The sequence below is a fragment of the Streptomyces sp. NPDC024687 genome, assembly GCF_055559055.1.
This window is the reverse complement of record NZ_JBVHLJ010000004.1, coordinates 612,923-627,571: the sequence shown is the minus strand read 5'-3', so window position 1 is coordinate 627,571 and position 14,649 is coordinate 612,923. Positions and strand designations below refer to the sequence as shown.

Below are 14,649 nucleotides of genomic sequence, written 5' to 3'. Positions count from 1 at the left end.
CCGAGTCGACGGGTCAGCGGGCGTAGCCGTGAGGGTTGAGCTCCTGGAACCGCCAGGCGTCACGGCACATGGCGGCGAGGTCACGCGTGGTGGTCCAGTCCCAGGCGTCGGACACCGCACTCGCGTCGGCGACGAGCTCCGCGACGTCGCCGGGTCTGCGGTCGACGACCTGGTAGGGAATGGCTCGGCCGCTTGCCTCGCCGAAGGCCGCGACCAGTTGCAGCACGGAGGTGCCGGTGCCCGTGCCCAGGTTGAACACCCGCATGCCGGTACGGTCGTCCAGGTGCTGAAGGGCCACCCGGTGTCCCTCGGCGACGTCCATGACGTGGATGTAGTCCCGCACTCCGGTGCCGTCCGGCGTGGGGTAGTCGTCCCCGAAGACGCTCAGCCGCTCCCGTCGGCCCACGGCGACCTGGGCGACGTACGGCATGACGTTGTTGGGGACGCCCTGCGGGTCCTCGCCGAGCAGCCCGCCGGGGTGGGCTCCGACCGGGTTGAAGTAGCGCAGCGCGAGCACCTTCATGTCCGTCAGGTGGGCGCAGACGTCCTCCAGGATCCGCTCGCACATCAGCTTGGTCCGGGCGTAGGGGTTCGTGGGCGCCACCGGGCTCTGCTCGGTCAGGGGTACGGTCCGCGCGTCGCCGTAAACGGAGCACGACGAGGAGAAGACCAGCCGTCGGACGGCGTGCTCGTGCATGACCGACAGCAGTGCGCAGGTGCCGCCCACGTTCGTGTCGTAGTACTCGACCGGCAGCGCCACCGACTCCCCGACCGCCTTGTGGGCCGCGAAATGGATGACTGCGTCCACCTGATGGGTGGTGAACACCTGCGCGAGAGCCGGGCGGTCGCGCACGTCGACCCGGTAGGCGGCGGTGAGTGGTCGGCCTGCGGTCTTGGCGATGCGCTCCAGGGCGCGGGGAGAGCTGTTGACGTGGTTGTCGACGACGACGACCTCGTAGCCGTGGGCGAGCAGTTCGACGCAGGTGTGGCTGCCGATGAAGCCGGCGCCACCGGTCACCAGGACGGTTTCGGGCATCGGGCACCTCGTTCTTCGTCACAGAGGAGGGGGACGTTGCGTGCGGGACGTGGGAGGGCCGCCCGCATCAGCCGGGGAGGAAGCCCCGCACGTAGGTCGGGAACAGCAGCAGCGCGAAACCCAGCGGCACGAGCGCGACGAGACCCGAGGCCAGCGGCAGGATCGCCGTCCGCAGCGCCCGGTGCGTGCCCACACCCGCGGACTTCGCGGTCTCACGGATGTGCAGCACGCTGACGGCGAGGGTCACCAGCGCGTAGGAAAGCGCCCCGAGCAGGCACAGGAACACATAGCCGATGGCGGGGCCGGTCAGCTGGCCGACCACGGCCGCAGCGGACAGGATGACGGTGATCAGCAGGTAGGGAAGCATCAGGCGCAGCGGCAACGGCTCAAGGCCGTCGCGGACTTTGGGCGTCACCTTGAAAACGACCTTCCTCGGCCGCAGTCGCTGCAGAACCGCGGCCGCCGCTCCCCAGGCCACCCACGGCCAGCGGGTCAGCCCGAACAGCCACCCCTCCCAGCTCAGCAGCGGCGCGTCGACGGGCCGCAGCAGGCCGCGTCTGCGCAGCAGCAGGGTGAGCAGGATCAGGAAGAACGACATGGCCCAGAAGTGCAGGAGGAAAGCGCCGTAGTTCACGCTGATCCACGGCTCGCCGGTGACCGCGGCGATCGGCGGCAGCAGCAGGCCGGCGGTGGTCGTCAGCGCGAGCAGCGGATAGTAGGAGAGGGCGAAGGCGAAGCGGATCCGCAGCCGGCCCGGCATCCGCCACAGATGCTTCGGGAGCATGCCCAGCAGCATGAACACCAGGCTCCGCGACCACTGGAACTCCTGTGTCACCATGGCGGCGAAGGTGATGGGGCCGTCGCCGTGCGCCTCCGCGTCGATGGCGAACGCCCCGTGCCAGCCCGCCGAGTTCAGCAGGAACGTGGTGGCGAAGTCCTCGGCCAGTTCGGGGCCGAGCCCGCCGATGTCCTTGAGGGCGCGGGTCCGTACGGCGTAGTGGGAGCCGATGCACAGCGGTGCCAGACCGTCGGAGTGGCCCAGTTGCATCGGTCCGTGGAAGGTGGCCTCGCGGTACAGCCGTCCGCGAGCCGACCACGAGGTGCGGGCGTTGGCGTCGCACACGCTGGGCGCCGCGACGTAACCGACAGCCGGATCGGCGAAGGGCCGGACCACTTCCCCCAAGTAGCGGGGGTGCGGTACGTGGTCGACGTCGAGCTGGGCGACCACGTCGTAGTCGGAGTAGCCCCAGTGGTCGTAGAAGTGCGCGAGGTTGCCCTCCTTGCACCGGGTGCGGCGGGGCCAGGCGTCGCGGTGGTACGACGCGGCACCGCGGCGGCAGGACACGCGCACGGCGTTGGCCTCGCACCAGTCGAGGATCTCCTGGCTCGGGTCCTCGTCGCACAGCCATACGTCGTAGGGGTGCGGGAATTGCTGGCGCAGCATCGCGCTCAGGGTGGTGCGGGCGACCGCCCAGGGCTCCGACGGTGCCCGGGTCACCACGAACGCGGTCCGCAGCCGGGGCACCTCGACGGCGGGGTCGAAGGTGCGCAGCCTCACCATCACGACGACGAAGTACAGCGGCAGCACGGACAGATACAGCAGGAGGGCGCTGTTCACCGCGAAGCCGACCAGGCCGAGCCGGTGTTCCGGACGCAGCCACCACTCCCAGAAGCAGACAAAGGCGGCCCACCAGCCCACCGCGAGCAGGGACACCTTCATCTGGTCGAGGCGCCCCAGCAGGGGCATGCAGGACGCGGGCCCTGGCGTGAGCCGTCTGCGCGGTTTGCCGAACACCGGTCCGTCGGCGGGCATGCCGACGACGTTGCCCGCCGAGAGAGTCCACAGGTGGGTCCTCAGCATCGCCTCGTCCGTGTGCACGGCACCCGGAGCACCGCCCAGGGCGGCGCCGGGCGTCCGGCCGTGATCCGTCTGGGTCACGACGCGGCAGCGACGGTCGCGCCGGCCCGGCCGGAGGCCGCCGTGACGACGCCGTCCTGCTGTCCGCCCCGGATCGCGGAGAGGGCGGCGGCGATGTCGTCCGGCCGGGAGGCGAACCACTCCACCGTTCGCCGCAGACCCTCCTCGATGCCGACCTCCGGGCTCCAGCCCAAGCGCTGCGCCGCTCGCGCGATCGCCGGCCGACGGCGGGTGGGGTCGTCGACGGGCAGCGAGTGGAACTGGATCTCTGCCGGTGATCCCGTGAGGTCGAGAACGAGTTCCGCCAGTTGCAGAACCGTCAGTTCGACAGGATTCCCGAGGTTGACCGGTCCGGGTTCGTCATGGTCGAGCATGGCGACGATTCCGCGCACCAGGTCATCGACATAACAGAAACTGCGGGTCTGCTTTCCGTCTCCGTAGACGGTCAACGGCTCCTGGGCGAGCGCCTGGACGACGAAGCTGGAGACGACCCGGCCGTCGTGCGGGCGCATGCGCGGACCATAGGTGTTGAAGATCCGCACGATTCCCGTGTTCGTTCCGCGGTTCGTCCGGTAGGCCTGGGTCAGTGCTTCGGAGAACCTTTTCGCCTCGTCGTAGACGCTGCGCGGGCCGATGGGGTTGACATGACCCCAGTACGTCTCGTCCTGAGGGTGTACCGCGGGGTCCCCGTACACCTCGCTCGTGGAGGCGAGGACGAAGCGGGCGGCGTGGCGTGCCGCCAGCCGCAGTGCGTTCTCCGTACCTCGGCTGCCCACGGCGAGCGTCTCCAGCGGACGGGCGAGGTAGTCGGGGGGCGAGGCGGGGCTGGCGAGATGGGCCACCGCGTCGACGGTGCCGGACACCTCCAGGGACACGCTGACGTCCCCGCGGACGAGTTCGAAAGCCGGGTCTGCGAGAAAAGGGGCGATGTTCGCCGGATCGCCCGTCGAGAAGTCGTCGAGGCACACGACGTGGTCGCCGCGCCGAAGGAGCGCTTCGCATAGATGCGAACCGAGAAAACCGCCGCCACCTGTCACGGCCACACGCATGAATTCTCCTGGACTCACCGAAGGGATCCATCGCTCCGCCCGGCGCAGAGTGTGCAGGACCTTTCACCAGGACAGGAGACGGCCTGATTTCGAAGGCCGCACAATTCACAATATGAGTGTTAATCGCACTTTCCCGCGAAGGGCGACACGGGCTGCGCCGATCAGCGGGTACGGCCCGAGCGGACGCTGTCTCTCGTTCTCGCCCCGCCACTCGGATGTGGCGGGGCACCGCCCCGGCGCAGTTCACTCCTGAGTGTGACGGCACCGCGTGTCGGTGCAGCGCGGCACCCCGGTGTCACGCGGCGGGAAGGGGCCACACCTCAGACCGCCCCTCCCGTGCCGCTGCCGGCGAGTACCTCGGGACGCAGGAGATCCGCCAGTCGCTCGGCGGGCAGCAGCCCCTTCTCGAGGACGAGTTCGGCCACGCCGCGACCGGTGGCGAGGGCCTCCTTGGCGATGTCCGTGGCGGCCGTGTAGCCGATGTGCGGGTTGAGGGCGGTGACCAGGCCGATGGAGTTCTCCACGCTCGCCCGCAGCGCCTCGGTGTTGGCGGTGATCCCCTCCACGCAGCGCTCGGCGAGTGTCAGGCAGGCCGCCCGCAGGTGCGTGACGGACTCCGAGAGGGAGTGCAGGATGATCGGCTCGAAGGCGTTGAGCTGGAGCTGTCCGGCCTCGGCGGCCATGGTGATGGTGACGTCGTTGCCGATCACCTCGAAGGCGACCTGGTTGACGACCTCGGGGATCACCGGGTTGACCTTGCCGGGCATGATCGACGAACCGGCCTGTACGGGCGGCAGGTTGATCTCACCGAGGCCGGCGCGCGGCCCGGAGGACAGCAGCCGCAGGTCGTTGCAGCTCTTCGACAGCTTCACGGCGATCCGCTTGAGCACGCCGGACATCTGGACGAACGCACCGCAGTCCTGGGTGGCCTCGACCAGGTTGGCGGCGGTGACCAGCGGCAGGCCGGTGATCTCGGCGAGGTTGCGGCGGGCGGACTCGGCGTATCCGGCGGGAGCATTGAGCCCTGTCCCGATGGCCGTGGCGCCCAGGTTGATCTCATGGATCAACTGGACGGCCTCGTCAAGACGGTGGCGGTCCTCGTCGATCATGACGACATAGGCCGAGAACTCTTGACCGAGCGTCATGGGCACCGCGTCCTGCAACTGTGTACGGCCCATCTTGAGCACATCGCGGAACTCGACGGCCTTACGGGCGAACGCGTCCTGCAGTACAGCCATCGCGTTGAGCAACCCACGCACGGCGAAGACCGTGGCCACCTTGACGGCGGTCGGGTAGACGTCATTGGTCGACTGGCCCAGGTTGACGTCCTCGTTGGGGTGCAGGAACGAGTACTGCCCCTTCTCGTGGCCCAGCAGTTCCAACGCCCGGTTCGCGATGACCTCGTTGGCGTTCATGTTGGTGGAGGTGCCGGCCCCGCCCTGGATCACGTCGACGACGAACTGCTCGTGCAGCTTGCCGTCCCGGATCTCCCGGCAGGCCTCGACGATCGCGGCGGCCTTCCTCGGCTCCAGCAGCCCGAGCTCCTCGTTGGCGAGCGCGGCGGCCTCCTTGACGGCGGCCAGGGCGTCGATGAGGTGCGGGTAGGCGGAGATCGGGGTGCCGGTGATGGGGAAGTTCTCGGTGGCACGCAGGGTGTGGACACCCCAGTAGGCATCGACGGGGACGTCGCGGTCGCCGAGGAGGTCGTGCTCACGGCGGATGACGGCGGCGGTCATGAGGGTACGGGTCCTTGTCTGCAGGGGTCAGGTGAGTTTTTCAGGGGCGCGGAGCTGTATCGATGTGCGGCTCCACCGCGTGGGCGCGACCAGCCACAGACGACCCGCAGCCGCCGAACGACAAGTGCGCCCGGGCCGCTGGGGCCCTTCTGATGGATCTCCGTGGAAGAAGGAGCGGCGTTCGGTGCGTGCGATCGGCGTGCGGCGTGGAGGGTCATGTGGCTCCGCCACGCCGTGCGGTGAGCGTGCGTGCCGGGCGTCGCGACGCCGCGGAGATCCCATCAGAAGGGCCCTAGGCGCAAGCCGACGCGGCAACCGGCTCCAGCGATCGAACGGGCCGCACACGCCCGACCTCGACACCTCCCCCGAGCAGCGCCTCCCCCTGGAACTCGGTGAGCAGGTCCGGCGAAACGCCGGCCCACGCCAACGCCGCCGCAGCGACCGGCACCCGCGCCCGATTCGCCCCGTCGGAGATCTTCACGGCGACAGCGCGCCCGTCCGGCAGCGCGGCGACCTGAACGCCCTCGAAGCCGTCCTTCGCGAGGAGCCCGGGTACGGCCTTCATCAGCGCGGCAACGTCCCGCCCCGCCCCGGAGGCCATCTCCGCGTGCTCCCGCATCGCGTCGGCGACCCGGGCCTCGGGCGTACCGGGAGCCGCCGAGGTGATCCGTGCGGCGGCCCGGGCGAGACCGTGCAGTGAGACGGAGAACAAGGGGGCACCGCAGCCGTCGACGGTCACCCGCGCGATCCGCTGCCCGCTCAGGTCCTCGACGATCTCGGCGATCGCCTGCTGGAGCGGATGCGAGGGGTCGAGGTAACCGTCGAGAGGCCAGTCGTTGAGCACGCATGTGTAGAGCATCGCCGCATGCTTGCCGGAGCAGTTCTGGGCGAGCCGCGAGGGTCCGCGGCCCTCCCGGATCCAGGTGTCCCGGACGGCCGGGCCGAACGGCATGTCCGGGACGTTGCGCAGGTCGTCCTCGGACACACCCGCGAGCTCCAGGATCCGCCGGGCTCCGGCGAGGTGGCGTTCCTCGCCGGAGTGGCTGGCCGCGGTGAGCGAGAGGAGCTCGCCGTCGAGCGGCAGCCCGGCCCGGACCATGGCGACGGCCTGGACCGGTTTGAGCGCGGACCGCGGATAGAACGCGGCCTCGATGTCGCCGAGTTGGAAGCGGACGTCCCCGTCGCCGTCGAGGACGACGACGGAACCGTAGTGGGTGCCCTCGATCAGCCCACCGCGGATGAGGTGGGCGACGGGAGCATGGAGGGGTTCACGGACCAGGGGTGCGGCCGCGACGGGACTGCTGTGCATCACTTCCTGCTTCTCCGGATGTCACGCGGGTCACGCGTGCGTGCCGGTCGGTTCGGGCTCGGATTGCGCGCGTGCGCTCACGCGCCGGTCGATTCGCTCTCGGTGGAGGTACGGGACACCCTGCCGCGGACCGCGAACCAGCCCGCGACCAGGGCGGCGACGATCAGCGGGAGGCACAGCACGGTGGTGCGGCCGGCGCCGCCGTCGGCGTACATGAGGACCAGGACGGAGGCGAGGAAGGCCAGCGTCACGAGTTCGGTCCAGGGGGATCCCGGCAGTCGGTAGCCGGGGCGGGTCAGGTCGCCCTTCTCGGTCTTCTGCCAGAAGAGCAGGTGACAGACCATGATCATGCCCCAGGTGGCGAGGATGCCGATGGCGGCGAAGTTCAGCACGATCTCGAACGCGTCGGCGGGGACCACGTAGTTGAGGCCGACACCGAGGACGCACATACCGCTGGTGAGCAGGATGCCGCCGTAGGGGACCTGGCTGCGGCTCATGACGCCGGTGAACTTCGGGGCGGAACCGGACATGGCCATGGAGCGCAGGATGCGCCCGGTGCTGTACAGGCCGGAGTTGAGGGAGGACATGGCCGCGGTGAGGACGACGAGGTTCATCACGCCGCCGGCCGCCGGGATGCCGATGTTGGACAGGACGGTCACGAAGGGGCTCTCGTCGCCCGTGTACTTGTTCCAGGGCAGCAGCATCGACAGCAGGAGGACCGAGCCGACGTAGAAGACGCCGACGCGCCACATGATCGAGTTGATCGCCTTGGGCATGATCTTCTCGGGGTTCTCGGTCTCGCCCGCGGCGACGCCGACGAGTTCGACGGAGGCGTAGGCGAAGACGACCCCCTGGATGATCAGCAGCATGGGCAGCAGGCCGTTGGGGAAGACGCCGCCGTTGTCGATGATCAGGGACGGGCCGGGGTGGTGGCCGTCGATCGGGTGCCGGGTGGCCAGCAGGAAGACGCCGATCAGCATGAACGCCACGAGCGCGCCCACCTTGATGATGGCGAACCAGAACTCCAGCTCGCCGAACATCCGCACCGAGATGAGGTTGACGGTGAGGACGACCGCGAGCGCGACGAGGGCGATCACCCACTGCGGGATGTCGGAGAACATGCCCCAGTAGTGCGTGTAGAGGGCGACGGCGGTGATGTCGGCGATGCCGGTGGTGGCCCAGTTGAGGAAGTACATCCAGCCGGCGACGTAGGCGCCCTTCTCGCCGAGGAACTCCCGGGCGTACGACACGAAGGCGCCGGAGGACGGTCGGTACAGGACGAGTTCGCCGAGGGCGCGGACGACGAGGAAGGCGAAGACTCCGCAGACCGCGTAGGCGATGAACAGGGAGGGGCCGGCGTCGGCGAGGCGGCCGCCGGCGCCCAGGAAGAGGCCGGTGCCGATCGCGCCGCCGATGGCGATCATGTTGACGTGCCGTGACTTGAGGGACTTGCTGTAGCCCTGGTCTCCGGCGTCGACATGGCCGGAACGTTTCTGCACGCCGTCGTGCAGGGACTGCTCGCTCACGCCTGGGACTCGCCTTCCGTGGGGGTGTCCGTGCCCGTGTTCGGGGAACGCACGATGTCGGTGAGGGTGGTCTCTACGCGGTCGAGGTGGTGGGACATGGCCTCCACCGCGTCGTGCTCGGAACCGTCGATCAGCGCCTCGACGATCGCGCGGTGCTCGCGGTTGGACTGCTCCCGGCGGCCGCCCAGCTCGTTGAGGAACGCCGACTGACGCGCCAGTGCGTCCCGGATCTCCTCGATGACCCGGCGGAACACCGGGTTCTGGGCGGCCTCGGCCACGGCGAGGTGGAAGAGGGTGTCCATCGCGACCCACGCCGTGGTGTCGGTCTCCCGTTCCATCCGGTCCAGGAGGTGGGCCAGGTGGTCCAGGTTCTCCGGGGTGCGGCGCAGGGCCGCGTACCCGGCGACCGGGATCTCGACGTGGCGGCGCACTTCCAGCAGGTCGCTGGCCGCGTAGTCGCCGAAGGTCGGGTCCTCCACCGCGCTGGCCACGACGAAGGTGCCCTTGCCGGTCTTGGAGACGGTCAGGCCCATGGTCTGCAGCGCCCTGAGGGCCTCGCGCAGGACGGGCCGGCTGATCTCCAGGGTGCGGCAGAGCTCCGCCTCGGAGGGGAGCTTGTCGCCGATGGCGTACTCCCCGCGCTCGATGGCGCCACGCAGATGCGCCAGCACCGCCTCCATGGCGCTGATGCGCCGCGGAGGCTGACTGGCTGTCCGGCTGTCTGACAGGTTCACGTGAGTGATACTCCGGGCGACGGGAGGGTGCTGTCAAGGGGGTGGCTGGAGGGGGCCCGGAGCCCGGGGGCGAGTCGCACCCCATGGCGGTCCGGTCGCCGCCCGGCCCCGCGACAGCCACCGCACCCCCGTCAGGGGCCACACCTCACTCCGTGGCAGTCGCCGCCCTGTGACCCGGAACGATCGTCACCCAGCCCTGGACGGTCCCCGCCCCGCACCGGGCATCCACCTCCGGCCCCGTGACGGCCACTGCCTCGGTCCCGCGACGGTCGTGCCCGCACCCCGCACCCAGTGACGGCCGCGCCCCCGCCTCGCAGCGTTCGGCACCCGGCCCCCGGCCGTCGCCGCCCCGCACCCCCAGCGCGCTCAGCTGTCGAGGGCACCCGTCGTCAGCAGGCCGAAGAGGAGCAGGCCCACGATGATGCGGTAGATCACGAAGGCGTTGAAGGAGTGCTTGGCCACGAACTTCAGCAGCCAGGCGATGGAGCCGTACGCGACGACGAAGGAGACGGCCGTGCCGACGGCGAGGGGGGCCGCGCCCACGCCCGCGCCCAGGGCGTCCTTGAGCTCGTAGATGCCGGCGCCGGTGAGGGCGGGGATGCCGAGGAAGAAGGAGAGGCGGGTGGCGGCCACGCGGTCGAGGTCCAGGATGAGTGCCGTGGACATGGTGGCGCCGGAGCGGGAGAAGCCGGGGAAGAGCAGTGCGAGGATCTGCGAACTGCCGACCAGCATCGCGTCCTTGAACGAGGTGTCGTCCTCACCGCGCTTGTGCCGGCCCATCTGGTCCGCCGCCCACATCACACCGCTGCCGACGATCAGTGACCCCGCGACCACCCACAGGGAGGCGAGCGGCCCCTCGATGAGCGGCTTGGCGGCGAGGCCGACGATGACGATCGGGACGGTCGCGGCGATCACCCACCAGGCGAACTTGTAGTCGTGGTGGTACCGCTCCTCCTTGTTGACCAACCCGCGCCCCCACGCGGAGACGATCCGCACGATGTCCTTGAAGAAGTACACGAGCACGGCGGCGATCGCGCCGACCTGGATGACGGCCGAGAACCCGACGACGGCGTCGTCGTCGACGGGGATGTTCATCAGCCCCTCGACGATCTTCAGATGACCGGTGGACGAAACGGGCAGGAACTCGGTCACCCCCTCGACGGCTCCGAGGACGACGGCCTGACCGACGCTGATGACGCTCATGGGATCCAGTTCTTCTCAGGGGAAGGCATGTGCGGAGGCCACAGTCTTACTACACGCGGGCAAGAACGGATTCCCTACGCCCACACCACGTCCGCCAGCGCCACCCCCGCGTACGCCGCCCCCAGCCCCGCCACCACGCTCGCCACCACGTTGGCGGCGGCATAGAAGCCTGCCCCGGTCTCCGTCAGCCGCAGCGTCTCGTACGAGAACGTCGAGTACGTCGTCAGCGCCCCGCACAGACCGGTGCCCAGCAACAGCTGGAGGTGGGGTCCGGCAGCCCCCGCCGTCACCGCGCCGGTGAGCAGGCCGAGGATCAGACAGCCCGTGACATTGACGGCGAAGGTGCCCCAGGGGAAGACCGAGTCGTGCCGTGACTGCACCGCGCGGTCGGTGAGATAGCGCAGCGGGGCACCGACCATGGCGCCCGCGACGACCAGCAGCCAGTTCACAACGACTTCTTACCCTTCGTGCCCGCTTTGCCCTGTATCCCGTCCGGGTGCCTGCCCTGGGTCTTGTCCTGGTTCGGGTCGCGGCCGACGTACCGGATCACCTCGCACGCTTCGAGGGTCACCAGGCCCTCGGTGACGAGCTCGTCGAGCTGCGGCAGGAACTCACGCACACGTGGCTCGGTGTCGACGATGACGACGGCCACCGGCAGGTCCTCGCTGAGGGAGAGCAGCCGGGAGGTGTGGATGCGGGAGGAGGCGCCGAAGCCCTCGACACCGCGGAAGACGCTGGCCCCGGCGAGACCGGCGGCGTGGGCGCGGTGCACGATCTCGGCGTAGAGGGGCTTGTGGTGCCAGGTGTCGTTCTCGCCGATGTGGACGGTCAGACGCAGGGCGTTGCCGGTCAGCCTTGTCATGGCTGCCTCCACTTCAGGACGCGGCGGGCCGCCGTGGACGCGAGCCACACCGCTGTGAGGGCCGCGAGCAGGGTGGCGGCGAGGTAGGCCAGGCCCGTGCCGGGCCGGCCGTGGTCGACGAGTTTCTGGATGTCGACGGCGTAGGTCGAGAAGGTGGTGAAGCCGCCGAGGACGCCGGTGCCGAAGAAGGGGCGGACCAGGCGGTGGGCGGCCCACACGTCGGTGATGACCACCATGAACACGCCGATGACGGCACAGCCGACGACGTTGGTCCAGAACGTCGCCCAGGGGAATCCGCCGGGCGGGGTGGGCCAGTACAGGGCGAGGGCGTACCGGGCCGTGGCGCCCAGGGCGCCGCCGAGCGCGACCACCGCGACAATGCGTGCCTGGCCCTGCAGGAGGGAGCGGCGTGGGGCTCTGGCGGGGGCGCGCACGCTCTCCGGGGCTGTCATCGTCGTGCTCTCCTACTCGCCGGGGCCCGGGCGTACGGGCACGTTCCCTCGCAAGTAGGGACCGTTGGCGGCGCCTTCGCCGCGGTTCGGGTACGGCGGGCCCCACCGCCGGTGTCGCGAGAGTGATCGCGACCGAGGACCAGGGTAACGCCGGGGCGCCGCCGGGGTCACTTCACGACGGTCGGCCCCCACAGGGCCTCGCAGACGCTGGTGACCATGCGGGAGCAGGCACCACCGGTGCGGCCGCTACCAGCCCTTCTCGAACATGCGGGCCACCTCGGCGATGCGCATCTCGTCGCGCCGGTAGTACGTGCGCCACCGGACTCTCCTGGTGCGCAGCAGGCCGATGTCCACGAGGAGGCCGAGGTGGGTCTGCGCGACCGAGCGGGGCACGCCGAGCTTGGCCGCTACCGCGTGTGCGGTGACTCCGTCCTGGGCGGGATCGCCGTGCCGCTGCGGCGGGAAGTGCGCGGCGGGATCCTTCAGCCACTCAAGGATGTCCAGGCGCCTGTGGTTGGCCGGAGTCCTCAGCATCTCGTCCCCTCCGCCCCTCCTTCTGCGTGTGTCCACTGTCCCGCAGGAGAAGCCGCCCTGTCCCGGAGTCGCCGAGCTTGTCCGAGATCGATCGAACTCCCCTGTGGTCAGAGGCCGTTCGCGCGTACTTGAGGCCGGCCTGAGGCCGTGAAGGGGGTCCGGAGGTGAGGCCCCCTCCGCCCGCGGCTCGTGGTCTCGCGGGCGGAGGGGAGTCGGTTCAGCCGTCGAGTCGTACGACCCGCACGGCACCCGCCGGGACGGCGAGTCGGCCCGCGGCGCGTTCACCGGTCAGCAGTTCGGTGCCCGCCGCGTCCAGGGGCACCTTGGCCTCCGACGCGGTGTGGTTGATCACGAAGACGTAGGAACCGGTCTCTCCGTTCCGCCGGACCACCTCGACGTCGTGGGGCAGGTCGGCGCGCGAGGGGAGCTGGGCGTCCTCGGCCGCCCATCCGAGCAGCGCGTCCAGGCCCTGGGCGGCCAGGCGCGTGGAGACGTACCAGGCGGTGCCCTCGCCGTGCCGGTGCCGGGTGACGGCGGGGTGGCCGGCGGCCAGGCCGTCGGCGTACGTCCACACGGTCTCGGCACCGCGCGGCACCACGAACTCGGTCCACACGTCGCCGGTGAGCTCGGAGCCGTCGGGGCCGGTGATGCGGACCAGCTGGTCCGGCAGCAGCGGCGAGAACTCCTCCACGGTCAGGCCCAGGACGTCCCTGAGCGCGCCCGGGTACGCGCCCGCGTGGACGGCGTCGTACTCGTCGACGATGCCGGAGAAGTACGACACGACGAGGGTGCCGCCGTTCGCGACGTACTCCTTGAGGTTGTGCCCCGCGGTCTCCGTCATCAGGTACAGGGCGGGGACTACGACAAGGGGATAAGCCGACAAGTCGGCTTCCGGGTGGACGAAGTCGACCGTCAGGTGGCGGTCGTAGAGGGCCTCGTAGAAGGCGTCGGCGCGCTCGCGGGCGTCGTGGTCCTCGCTGGGGCGCCAGTCGAGGTTCTGCGCCCACCAGGAGTGCCAGTCCCACAGGACGGCCACGTCCGCCTGAGTGCGAGTGCCGCGGATCGTGCTCAACGAGTCCAGAGAGGCGCCCAGTTCGACGACCTCGCGCCACACGCGTGTGTCGGTGCCGCCGTGCGGGACCATCGACGAGTGGAACTTCTCGGCGCCGCGCCGGGACTGGCGCCACTGGAAGAACATGGCGCCCTCGGAGCCGCGGGCCACGTGCGCCAGGGAGTTGCGGGCCATCTGGCCGGGGGCCTTGGCGGGGTTGCGGGGCTGCCAGTTGACGCCCGAGGTGGAGTGCTCGAGCAGGATCCAGGGAGCGCCGCCCGCGACCGAGCGGGTGAGGTCGGCGGCCATGGCGAGGTTGACGTGGGTGCGGCGGCCGTCGGTGATGAGGTAGTGGTCGTTGGTGACGATGTCCACCTCGCGGCCCCAGGCCCAGTAGTCGACGGAGTCGCACTGGCTGAGCGCGGTCATGAAGTTGGTGGTGACCGGGACGCCCGGGGAGAGCCGGTGCAGGATGTCCCGCTCCGCAACGAAGTTCTCGCGCATGGTGGCGTCGGCGAACCGCTTGTAGTCCAGCGCCTGGCCGGGGTTGCCCACGGTGGCCGCGGTGCGCGGCGGGTCGATCTGCTCAAGGCTCGTGTAGTGCTGGCCCCAGAAGGCGGTGCCCCAGGCCTCGTTGACGCCGTCGACCCCGCCGTACGTCGTCTCGAGCCAGCGGCGGAAGTGGGCGGCGCAGGACTCGCAGTAGCAGGCGGAGACGGGGACGCCGTACTCGTTGTGCACGTGCCACATCGCGAGGGCCGGATGGTCGGCGTAGCGCTCGGCGAGCCGGGTGGTGATGTTCGCGGCGGCCGCGCGGTAGGCGCTGTTGCTGTGGCAGATGGCGCCGCGGGAGCCGAACGCGAGGCGGGTGCCGTCGGCCGTGACGGGCAGCGCGTCGGGGTGGGCGCGGTAGAACCAGGCGGGCGGGACGACGGTGGGCGTGCCGAGGTCGACGCGGACGCCGTTCTCGTGCAGCAGACCGAGGATCCGGTCCAGCCAGCCGAAGTCGTACACACCCGGTTCCGGCTCCAGGAGCGCCCAGGAGAAGATCCCCACGCTGACCATGGTCACGCCGGCCTCGCGCATCAGCCGGACATCCTCGTCCCAGACACTCTCGGGCCACTGCTCCGGGTTGTAGTCCCCGCCGAAGGCAAGCCTGGTGAGGCCCCTGGGGGTGGTCTCCGGCATGACTCTCTCCCGTTTCGAGTAGGTGGGAACGTGCACACACGGCTCCTACAG

The 14,649-nt window shown here is 70.2% G+C and carries 13 protein-coding genes; all 13 read right to left on the bottom strand.

The window, feature by feature from the left end; genetic code table 11:
• Positions 1–13: 13 nt before the first annotated feature.
• The 13 genes from galE to ACZ39I_RS19435 all read right to left on the bottom strand — a co-directional run bounded on the left by galE (position 14) and on the right by ACZ39I_RS19435 (position 14,598).
• Positions 14–1,036: a UDP-glucose 4-epimerase GalE gene (gene galE, locus ACZ39I_RS19495; protein WP_467245584.1), complete on the bottom strand. Its 1,023-nt coding sequence runs from the start codon at positions 1,034–1,036 to the stop codon at positions 14–16.
• A gap of 67 nt (positions 1,037–1,103) precedes the next feature.
• Positions 1,104–2,975, bottom strand: coding sequence for a glycosyltransferase (locus ACZ39I_RS19490; RefSeq protein WP_467245583.1), 1,872 nt, complete (start codon positions 2,973–2,975; stop codon positions 1,104–1,106).
• Entirely contained in the window at positions 2,972–4,003 is a 1,032-nt protein-coding gene (locus ACZ39I_RS19485; RefSeq protein WP_467245582.1) for an NAD-dependent epimerase/dehydratase family protein, read from the bottom strand. The genes ACZ39I_RS19490 and ACZ39I_RS19485 overlap by 4 nt, the downstream gene beginning before the upstream one ends.
• Positions 4,004–4,323: 320 nt before the next feature.
• A complete protein-coding gene (gene aspA, locus ACZ39I_RS19480) occupies positions 4,324–5,739 on the bottom strand; it encodes an aspartate ammonia-lyase (protein WP_467245581.1) in 1,416 nt (471 codons plus the stop codon).
• A 292-nt stretch (positions 5,740–6,031) separates the two neighbouring features.
• Positions 6,032–7,048, bottom strand: a complete 1,017-nt coding sequence (locus ACZ39I_RS19475; RefSeq protein WP_467245580.1) for an asparaginase — start codon at positions 7,046–7,048, stop codon at positions 6,032–6,034.
• Between the two features lie 77 nt (positions 7,049–7,125).
• Positions 7,126–8,574 (bottom strand): amino acid permease, encoded by a 1,449-nt coding sequence (locus ACZ39I_RS19470; protein ID WP_467245579.1) that lies wholly within the window; start codon positions 8,572–8,574, stop codon positions 7,126–7,128.
• On the bottom strand, positions 8,571–9,254 hold the full coding sequence (locus tag ACZ39I_RS19465; protein WP_467245710.1) for a FadR/GntR family transcriptional regulator: 684 nt from the start codon (positions 9,252–9,254) through the stop codon (positions 8,571–8,573). Before ACZ39I_RS19465 ends, ACZ39I_RS19470 begins: the two co-directional genes overlap by 4 nt.
• Positions 9,255–9,674: 420 nt before the next feature.
• Positions 9,675–10,511, bottom strand: coding sequence for an undecaprenyl-diphosphate phosphatase (locus ACZ39I_RS19460; protein WP_467245578.1), 837 nt, complete (start codon positions 10,509–10,511; stop codon positions 9,675–9,677).
• Positions 10,512–10,585: 74 nt separating this feature from the next.
• Complete coding sequence (gene crcB, locus ACZ39I_RS19455; protein ID WP_467245577.1) at positions 10,586–10,960, bottom strand: fluoride efflux transporter CrcB; 375 nt, start codon at positions 10,958–10,960, stop codon at positions 10,586–10,588.
• A complete protein-coding gene (locus ACZ39I_RS19450) occupies positions 10,957–11,373 on the bottom strand; it encodes a DUF190 domain-containing protein (protein WP_467245576.1) in 417 nt (138 codons plus the stop codon). Before ACZ39I_RS19450 ends, crcB (ACZ39I_RS19455) begins: the two co-directional genes overlap by 4 nt.
• On the bottom strand, positions 11,370–11,825 hold the full coding sequence (crcB, locus tag ACZ39I_RS19445; protein WP_467245575.1) for a fluoride efflux transporter CrcB: 456 nt from the start codon (positions 11,823–11,825) through the stop codon (positions 11,370–11,372). The genes ACZ39I_RS19450 and crcB (ACZ39I_RS19445) overlap by 4 nt, the downstream gene beginning before the upstream one ends.
• Positions 11,826–12,071: 246 nt before the next feature.
• Positions 12,072–12,359 carry an ArsR/SmtB family transcription factor gene (locus ACZ39I_RS19440; protein WP_467245574.1) on the bottom strand — a complete coding sequence of 96 codons (288 nt, stop codon included), beginning with the start codon at positions 12,357–12,359 and terminating at the stop codon, positions 12,072–12,074.
• Positions 12,360–12,576: 217 nt separating this feature from the next.
• Positions 12,577–14,598 carry a beta-galactosidase gene (locus ACZ39I_RS19435; protein WP_467245573.1) on the bottom strand — a complete coding sequence of 674 codons (2,022 nt, stop codon included), beginning with the start codon at positions 14,596–14,598 and terminating at the stop codon, positions 12,577–12,579.
• Positions 14,599–14,649 lie beyond the last annotated feature (51 nt).

What these genes read in the sequence shown, in the direction of transcription:
- crcB (WP_467245575.1), bottom strand. Translation starts at nt 11,825, where the DNA reads ATGACAGCCCCGGAGAGCGTGCGCGCCCCCGCCAGAGCCCCACGCCGC.
- ACZ39I_RS19440 (WP_467245574.1), bottom strand. Translation starts at nt 12,359, where the DNA reads ATGCTGAGGACTCCGGCCAACCACAGGCGCCTGGACATCCTTGAGTGG.
- ACZ39I_RS19450 (WP_467245576.1), bottom strand. Translation starts at nt 11,373, where the DNA reads ATGACAAGGCTGACCGGCAACGCCCTGCGTCTGACCGTCCACATCGGC.
- galE (WP_467245584.1), bottom strand. Translation starts at nt 1,036, where the DNA reads ATGCCCGAAACCGTCCTGGTGACCGGTGGCGCCGGCTTCATCGGCAGC.
- ACZ39I_RS19460 (WP_467245578.1), bottom strand. Translation starts at nt 10,511, where the DNA reads ATGAGCGTCATCAGCGTCGGTCAGGCCGTCGTCCTCGGAGCCGTCGAG.
- ACZ39I_RS19475 (WP_467245580.1), bottom strand. Translation starts at nt 7,048, where the DNA reads ATGCACAGCAGTCCCGTCGCGGCCGCACCCCTGGTCCGTGAACCCCTC.
- ACZ39I_RS19485 (WP_467245582.1), bottom strand. Translation starts at nt 4,003, where the DNA reads ATGCGTGTGGCCGTGACAGGTGGCGGCGGTTTTCTCGGTTCGCATCTA.
- aspA (WP_467245581.1), bottom strand. Translation starts at nt 5,739, where the DNA reads ATGACCGCCGCCGTCATCCGCCGTGAGCACGACCTCCTCGGCGACCGC.
- ACZ39I_RS19465 (WP_467245710.1), bottom strand. Translation starts at nt 9,254, where the DNA reads ATGGAGGCGGTGCTGGCGCATCTGCGTGGCGCCATCGAGCGCGGGGAG.
- ACZ39I_RS19435 (WP_467245573.1), bottom strand. Translation starts at nt 14,598, where the DNA reads ATGCCGGAGACCACCCCCAGGGGCCTCACCAGGCTTGCCTTCGGCGGG.